At 54.0% G+C, this 4,861-nt stretch carries 4 protein-coding genes; 3 read left to right on the top strand and 1 reads right to left on the bottom strand.

What is annotated here, in order from left to right; translation table 11 throughout:
* The 3 genes from VFG09_14710 to VFG09_14700 form a co-directional block, all read left to right on the top strand.
* On the top strand, window positions 1–889 hold an 889-nt coding region (locus VFG09_14710; GenBank protein ID HET6516403.1), incomplete at its 5' end, for a phosphate/phosphite/phosphonate ABC transporter substrate-binding protein.
* Window positions 889–2,724, top strand: coding sequence for an ATP-binding protein (locus tag VFG09_14705; GenBank protein ID HET6516402.1), 1,836 nt, complete (start codon window positions 889–891; stop codon window positions 2,722–2,724). The genes VFG09_14710 and VFG09_14705, both read left to right, overlap by 1 nt.
* Entirely contained in the window at window positions 2,721–4,118 is a 1,398-nt protein-coding gene (locus VFG09_14700) for a sigma-54 dependent transcriptional regulator (GenBank protein HET6516401.1), read from the top strand. Before VFG09_14705 ends, VFG09_14700 begins: the two co-directional genes overlap by 4 nt.
* A gap of 27 nt (window positions 4,119–4,145) precedes the next feature.
* Here VFG09_14700 and VFG09_14695 read toward each other — a convergent pair whose 3' ends face one another.
* On the bottom strand, window positions 4,146–4,808 hold the full coding sequence (locus tag VFG09_14695; protein HET6516400.1) for a response regulator: 663 nt from the start codon (window positions 4,806–4,808) through the stop codon (window positions 4,146–4,148).
* Window positions 4,809–4,861 lie beyond the last annotated feature (53 nt).

Below are 4,861 nucleotides of genomic sequence, written 5' to 3'. Positions count from 1 at the left end.
CCTCTTTCTGGCAGTCCTGGCGGGCTGCGAGAAACCGGCAACAGAAGCCTTCAAGCCTCAGCGAGTCCCTCAGCAGCGCCCTCTCCTCATAGGTCTCATCCCCGAACAGCAGATATTTGACCAACTGGACCGATACAGACCTCTTGTCGACTATCTTTCGAAGCGGGTGGGGAGGAAGATAGAGCTCAAGGTCCTTTCCCGATACGGCAATATTATCGACAATTTCGTTTCTGCCGGCCTGGACGGCGCCTTCTTCGGGAGTTTCACCTACACCCTGGCGCACGCGAAGCTCGGGGTCGAGGTCCTTGCACGACCCGAGGGCCTTGACGGCAGGTCTACGTATCACGGCCTGATTTTTGTGAGGAAGGACAGTGGAATCAGGACGGCGCAAGATATGAAGGGAAAGAGATTTGTCTTTGTGGATAAGGCGACGACCGCAGGCTACCTCCTGCCCCTCCAATACTTTTCCCGGAACGGAATAAGGAATTACAAGACGTATTTGAAGGAGGCATATTTTGCCGGGACTCACGAAGACGCGATTATGGACGTGATGAACAGGAGGGCCGATATCGGGGCGGCAAAAAACACGATATTCGAACATGTCGTGAAAGAAAACCCTGCGGCAGGAAAGGAACTCTTCGTACTCGATAAATCCCCCGAGGTGCCTGAAAACGGCCTCGCCGTGCGAAAAGACCTCGATCCGTCCCTCAAGGAGAAGCTCAAGGAAGCGTTGCTGACCATGCACGACGACCGTGAAGGGATTTACATCCTGGCGAATTTCGGGGCCCGCAGGTTTATTGAGACGACGGATAGTGATTACGAGCCGGTGGTAAGGTATGCGAGGATCGCGGGCCTTGATCTCGCCACCTATGACTACATGAACGACTGATGAAGAAAAGGATCATAATATTCCTGGCGACTTGTTCGATGGTGTTTATCGTGACAGGCTCGTATATCATCGCCAGTATCGAGAGGACCACATCCAATCTCGACAACCTGATAAGACTCCATCAGGTCGAGATACTGAGGGAGCACCTCCTGATACAGATAAAGAGGGTTCAATACGACCTCAGTCTGAGAGGTACGCGTCATGCCCGTGGGGTCGACACATTGGTGACCGACGTGCTGAGCATGGAACAGGGGGTGCAGGTCTGCTTCGGCTGCCATCATTCGCAGGAAGTAACGGCAAGGCTTTCTGCTCTGAAGGACGAGGTCACGCGATACCGGGAAGGTCTGAGCAGGGTCACGACGATACGGGCCAATGCGGACAGGCTGCGTGAAGAAGAAGACGCCGTCTTCAGGGTGGGGGAGGAATTAGTCACAAAGGTCAATGCGATGATCGCCCTTACGAGCCAGAAACTGATGGGGAAGACGGAGCTCGCGATGCAGGAGATCAGGAGGACGAAGAGCATACTCTTCTTCCTCCTGGCGATAACGCCGTTGATTGCGGGTGGCTTCTCCTTTCTGTACTTGAGGGGATTCGGTAAACAGATGACGATGCTCCTTCGAGCCACAAGATCGTTGAAGAGGGGCGATCTGGACTATCGCGTCGGACCCCTGAAGGAGGAATTCGGTGAAGTGGCGGAGTCCTTTAACGAGATGGCAAATTCCCTAAAGGAACAGATGCTGAGGGTGGAGGATAGTGAAAAACGCTACCGAATGCTCTTCGAAAGAGCAGGTGATGCCATCTTCCTCCTTGACGGGGACGAGAAGAACGGACTGAGGATTCTTTCCGCAAATGAGGCGGCGGCGAGGATGCACGGCTATACAGTCGGTGAATTGTTGACACTGAAGATGTCAGACATCCTCCCCGTTGATCCTTCAAACGGAAATTCTTCTCTGATAGCGCGAATCCTCAAGGGGGAGTGGGTGAAGGCCGAGGTTACTCACCGCAAGAAAGACGGTACGGTCTTCCCTGTAGAGATGGGGGCGGGGCTGCTCGATCTCGGGAACCATAAATACGTCCTCGCCATGGACAGGGACATTTCGGAGCGGAAGACGACCGAGGAGAGTCTCCAGAGGGCAGAGCAGCTGAAGGTCGCGGGCGCCCTCGCGGCGGGTCTCACACACGAGCTCAAAAATTATCTGGCCGGCATCAAGGTGTCCGCCGAGGTACTGCTTGGTGAGTTGGAGCTCTCGGAGGACCATCAGACGGTCCTCCGAAACATGATCACCGAGATACGGCAGATGGAACTGCTGATGAAGGAGCTCCTCAATTTTGCGAGGCCTTCCCTGCCCCACCTCGTTCCCGTGACAGTCAATGCGATCCTTGATTCCGCCATGGCCTTCACGCTTAAGAACGTATCCGGCCCGCGTGCAGCTAGCGCGGTGATCATAGTAAAGGCCTTCGGTCCCAATCTGCCCGGGACGATGGCTGACCCTATGAAGCTTCAGCAGGCTTTCATGAATCTCCTGCTCAATGCAGTCGACGCCATGCCCAACGGCGGGACGTTGTCGGTGAAAACCTCTTACGATCCGTCGGATTCCCTTATTCGCATCAGCATTGCCGACACAGGGGGCGGCATCGGCAAGGACGTTCAGGAAAGGCTTTTTGAGCCTTTCTTTACGACAAAGCCGAGGGGCACCGGCCTGGGGCTGCCGATTACGAAGCGCCTCATCGAGCAGCACGGGGGCTCCATCAGCGTCAGCAGCGACTCTGGATCGGGGACCACCTTCGAAATCGCACTCCCGGTCAGGAAAATAGAGGAGGCCCACGAGGCATGAAGGAAAAGGGAAAGATTTTTCTTGTAGACGACGACGGCATCATCGTTTCGATGCTTTCCAGGGCGCTGAAGAGCGAGGGCTACGAGGTTCGAGGCGAGAGCAGCCGGTTCGACGCTGTTGTGGAGACCGTCAGGTCATGGTTTCCCGACGTCATGCTGCTGGATGTGAACCTGCCCATGACAAGCGGCGTCGATATCCTTTCGGAGATACGGGGACTCGATCTCAATACCCAGGTGATCATGCTCACCTCGGAAGATAACCTTGAAACGGCGGTGAAATGCATGAAGCTCGGCGCTGCGGATTACCTGACCAAGCCCTTTAACATCGACGAGGTGAAGATTGTTATAGGAAACATCATCGAAAAGGGGAGACTCAAACACGAGGTCGGTTACCTCAGAAAGTTTTTTGAGGAGCGGTTCGAAAAAGAGTTTATCGGGGAATGCGGCGCTGTGAGCGAGCTCAAGTCTCAAATGGAAAAGATAGCCCTGTCCCGTGTTCAGAGCGTTATGATTACAGGCGAAAGCGGGGTCGGCAAAGAGATGGTGGCACGGAGCCTGCACCGGATGATGAACGAAGATAGCGGCCGCTACTCTCCGTATATCGCGGTGAATTGCAGTGCCTTGCCGGAGACCCTGCTTGAGAGCGAACTTTTCGGACACGAGAAGGGCGCCTTCACCGATGCAAAAGTCGAGAAGAAGGGGATCTTCGAACTCGCTAACGAGGGGACGATCCTCCTTGACGAGATAGGCGAGATGAAGATAGATCTCCAGAGCAAGCTGCTGAGGGTCCTCGAAGAGAGGGCAGTACGACGGATCGGGGGACGAGAGGAGATCCCGATCGAGGTGACCGTTATCGCGACGACCAACAGGGATCTTTCCGAGGCGATTGAAAAGGGAGGATTCAGAATGGACCTCTTTTATAGGCTCAATGTATTTTCGCTCCATATCCCCCCGCTCAGGGAAAGGGGATCAGACCTTTCCTTGCTGGCGAACTATTTCCTGGGGCAGTTTGCCGCCAGGTATAACAACAAGAGGTTGCGGGGCTTTTCTCCTCAAGCAGAGGAGCTTATGCGCGCCTACAGGTGGCCTGGGAACGTGAGGGAACTCAAGAATGTCATTGAGAGAATTGTGGTTCTTGAGAGAGAGGCCGAAGTGATAACGCCTGAACGCCTCCCGAAGGAGATATTCAGCCCGTCTGGCGCCACAGGAGTGCCTGCTGCGGAGAAGAAGTTTATACTTCCCGAAGATGGCATTTCCCTCGATGACCTTGAGAGGGACCTCATTGTGCAAGCACTCGAACGGGCAAAGCGCAACAAGGCCGTTGCGGCCAAGCTGCTGCGCATAAGTTATGATTCCTTCAGATATCAGGCAAAGAAGCTGGGGTTAGACGGGTAGCCCAGGGAAAAATGAGGGCGTGTTTTCTCAGCACTCTAAGAACTCGATACCGACACGCTGCATCCTATTCTCGTCGATCACCTCGCTTCGCCTGACAATCCCTGTTCGGTAAGGAGACTTCTTTGCATTGAGGACCATGACGATCATCTGACCCGGTTCGAGCGGATAAAGCGTTTTAAGGCTGGCACCGATGTCACTTATATCGATAAGCTGGCCCCTGAGACTTAAGGTGGTGGGTATTCCATACTCAAGCGTGGTGATAGAATAGGTGACGGCTTCGTTCGAGGGTATCCGCCGTGCCCTCCTCTCGTGTGCAAAAGGCTTTCCGAAGCCATTTCCCAACGCCTGAGCGGCCACTGCCTTCAATTCGCTGATCTCGAAGGGCTTCTCGAGAAGGTGGAACAGATGCTCCTCTGCCTTTCCCTCCACAACTGTGTCCTTATGACTTCCAGTCATGCCGATGATCTTCGTGTCGGGCGAGATTTCCGTTATCTTCTCCAGAAGTCCGATCGAATCAACACCGGGGAGGCCAATATTAAAAAAGCAGAGACAGTAGCAACAGGAACTGATTTCTCGAAGGGCATCAGTCGCCGCTGTTACCATCTTCACTTCTCCACACTCCCCCTTGAGGGTCTTCGAGATTGCATAGTGGATCAGCTGGTCGTCATCAATTATCAGAGCACGCTCCATTACAGATGAACGATTAGCAATTTATGTGCCGTAGATTAGTTTTGAATCTATGT

The organism is Thermodesulfovibrionales bacterium (assembly GCA_035686305.1).
Classification (GTDB): domain Bacteria; phylum Nitrospirota; class Thermodesulfovibrionia; order Thermodesulfovibrionales; family UBA9159; genus DASRZP01.
Note: the sequence above shows the minus strand (reverse complement) of the source record. Positions and strands in the feature narration are given on the sequence as shown.

Excerpts from the sequence above, each read along its gene's own strand:
- VFG09_14705 (HET6516402.1), top strand. The coding sequence starts at position 889 with ATGAAGAAAAGGATCATAATATTCCTGGCGACTTGTTCGATGGTGTTT.
- VFG09_14700 (HET6516401.1), top strand. The coding sequence starts at position 2,721 with ATGAAGGAAAAGGGAAAGATTTTTCTTGTAGACGACGACGGCATCATC.
- VFG09_14695 (HET6516400.1), bottom strand. The coding sequence starts at position 4,808 with ATGGAGCGTGCTCTGATAATTGATGACGACCAGCTGATCCACTATGCA.